Annotated in this window: 3 protein-coding genes; all 3 read left to right on the forward strand. The window is 69.9% G+C overall.

Going from position 1 to position 2,795, the window contains the following annotated elements:
- Positions 1 to 1,421, forward strand: a 1,421-nt coding sequence (glmU, locus tag E1218_RS35330; protein ID WP_132327382.1) for a bifunctional UDP-N-acetylglucosamine diphosphorylase/glucosamine-1-phosphate N-acetyltransferase GlmU, incomplete at its 5' end; no start/stop codon positions are given.
- A gap of 14 nt (positions 1,422 to 1,435) precedes the next feature.
- Complete coding sequence (locus E1218_RS35335) at positions 1,436 to 2,416, forward strand: ribose-phosphate diphosphokinase (RefSeq protein ID WP_132327383.1); 981 nt, start codon at positions 1,436 to 1,438, stop codon at positions 2,414 to 2,416.
- Between the two features lie 150 nt (positions 2,417 to 2,566).
- A partial coding sequence (locus E1218_RS35340; protein WP_165949568.1) for an NAD(P)-binding domain-containing protein occupies positions 2,567 to 2,795 on the forward strand: 229 nt, incomplete at its 3' end.

Raw genomic sequence — 2,795 nt, forward strand, 5'->3', positions numbered from 1 at the left:
TGTATAAGAGACAGCTCGTCGGGCACGCCGTGGTCACCGCCCGTGCACTCGCCCCGGAGCACCTGGTGGTGGTGGTCGGCAACGGCCGCGAACTGGTCGAGGCGCATCTCGCCGCCGTCGATCCGGAGGCGAAGACCGCCGTCCAGGAGCAGCAGTTGGGCACCGGTGACGCGGTCCGCGCCGGGCTGACCGCCGTATCCGCCGACTTCGACGGCTCGGTCGTCGTCACGTCGGGTGACGTACCGCTGCTCGAGGCGGAGACGCTGCTGGAGCTGGTCGCCGCGCACGACAAGCAGGGCAACGCGGTGACCGTGCTGACCGCACGGGTGCCGGACCCGACCGGGTACGGGCGGATCATCCCGGGCGAGGACGGCACCGTCGCCGGGATCGTCGAGCACAAGGACGCGACCGCCGAGCAGCGGCAGATCGACGAGATCAACGCCGGGATCTACGTGTTCGACGCGGCCACGCTGCGCGACGGACTGAGCCGGATCACCACCGACAACGCGCAGGGCGAGCTCTACCTGACCGACGTCCTGGCGATCGCCCGGAACGACGGCCGGCGGGTCGGCGCCTACGTGACCGATGACGCGATGCAGACCGAAGGCGTGAACGACCGGATCCAGCTGGCCGCGCTCCGCGCCGAGCTCAACCGCCGGACGCTCGACGGGCTGATGCGCGACGGCGTCACGATCGTCGACCCGAACACGACCTGGGTCGACCAGACGGTCCGCCTGGCCCGCGACGTGACCCTGCTGCCGAACACCCAGCTGCACGGCGCGACCACGGCCGGCAGCGGTACGACGATCGGCCCGGACACCACGCTGACCGACGTCGAGATCGGCGAGAACGCGACCGTCATTCGCGCGCACGGCTCCAGCTCGGTGATCGGCGACGGCGCGTCCGTCGGCCCGTTCGCCTACCTGCGGCCGGGGACGAAGCTCGGCGTCAAGGGCAAGATCGGCACGTTCGTCGAGACCAAGAACGCCGACATCGGCGACGGCGCCAAGGTGCCGCACCTGACGTACGCCGGTGACGCGGTGATCGGTGAGGGCGCGAACATCGGTGCCGGCACGATCTTCGTCAACTACGACGGGATCGCCAAGCACGTGACGCACGTCGGCAAGTACTCGTTCGTCGGCAGCAACTCGGTGCTGGTCGCGCCGCGGACGATCGCCGACGGCGCCTACCTGGCCGCCGGTACGGCGCTGACCGAGGACGTCGGCCCGGGCGAGATCGCGGTCGGGCGGGCGCGGCAGCGCAACATCAAGGGCTGGGTCGCCCGCAAGCGGGCCGGAACCAAGACCGCGAAGGCCGCCGAGGAGGCCCTGGCCGCGCAGCAGGCGGACGCCGGTCAGCAGGCGGACGCTGCGCCGCAGACGGACGAAGGTGCCGTGGGCGACACTGGCGAGAAGGCGTAACGGGAGGCCGGGCCATGAGCGGGATGAAGCGAACCACCGAGAAGAACCTGATGGTGTTCTCCGGCCGGGCTCACCCCCGTCTGGCCGAGGAGGTCGCCGAGCAACTGGGCGCCGGACTGGTGCCGACGTCGGCGTACGACTTCGCCAACGGCGAGATCTACGTCCGGTTCGAGGAGTCGGTCCGGGGCAGCGACGCGTTCGTGATCCAGAGCCACACCTCGCCGATCAACGAGTGGATCATGGAGCAGCTGATCATGGTCGACGCGCTGAAGCGGGCGTCGGCCAAGCGGATCACCGTGGTGCTGCCGTTCTACGGGTACGCCCGGCAGGACAAGAAGCACCGCGGCCGGGAGCCGATCTCGGCCCGGCTGATGGCGGACCTGTTCAAGACCGCCGGCGCGAACCGGCTGATCTGCGTCGACCTGCACACCTCTCAGATCCAGGGGTTCTTCGACGGCCCGGTGGACCACCTGATGGCGCTGCCGATCCTGAGCGAGTACGTGCAGAACAAGTACGGCGACCAGCGGCTGTCCGTAGTGTCGCCGGACGCCGGCCGGATCAAGGTGGCCGAGCAGTGGTCGGCCCGGCTCGGCGGTGCGCCGCTGGCGTTCATCCACAAGACCCGCGACATCGACCGGCCGAACGAGACGGTCGCGAACCGGGTGGTCGGCGAGGTCAAGGACCGGGTCTGCATCCTGGTCGACGACATGATCGACACCGCCGGCACGATCACCAAGGCGGCGGACGCGCTGTACGCCGACGGCGCCGCGGGGGTCGTGATCGCGGCGACGCACGCGATCCTGTCCGGCCCGGCGGTGGACCGGCTGAAGAACTGCCAGGCCAGCGAGGTGATCGTCACCAACACGCTGCCGATCGCCGAGGATCGCCGGTTCGACAAGCTGACCGAACTGTCGATCGCGCCGCTGATCAGCCGGGCCATCCGCGAGGTGTTCGAGGACGGCTCGGTGACCAGCCTGTTCGACGGCCGCGCCTGAAGCTCCAGGGCTGATCCGGCGTCCGCCCACACCTTTGGTGGAGTCCAGCATCGCTCCTGTCCGGGCCCGGCCTGCTCACCAACGGTGAACAACACCGCCGCGTCCTCGCCTATCTTGGGAAGCACTGACGCTTCTGGAGAGGACGGCTCGATGCGGATCGCTGTGTTCCATCCGGGTGCGATGGGTTCGAAGCTGGCCGCACAGTTGGTTACCGCGGGCCACGAGGTGCGCTGGGTGCCGGAAGGCCGGAGCCCGGACAGTACGGCGCGTGCCGACGAGGCCGGCCTGATCGGTACGCCGTTCGCCGAGGCGGTGGACGTGGCCGACGTCGTGCTGTGCTCGTGCGCACCGCAGGGCGCGGTGGACATCGCCGTACAGG

The sequence above is a fragment of the Kribbella turkmenica genome, from assembly GCF_004348725.1.
GTDB lineage: Bacteria > Actinomycetota > Actinomycetes > Propionibacteriales > Kribbellaceae > Kribbella > Kribbella turkmenica.

What these genes read in the sequence shown, in the direction of transcription:
- E1218_RS35335 (WP_132327383.1), top strand. Translation starts at nt 1,436, where the DNA reads ATGAGCGGGATGAAGCGAACCACCGAGAAGAACCTGATGGTGTTCTCC.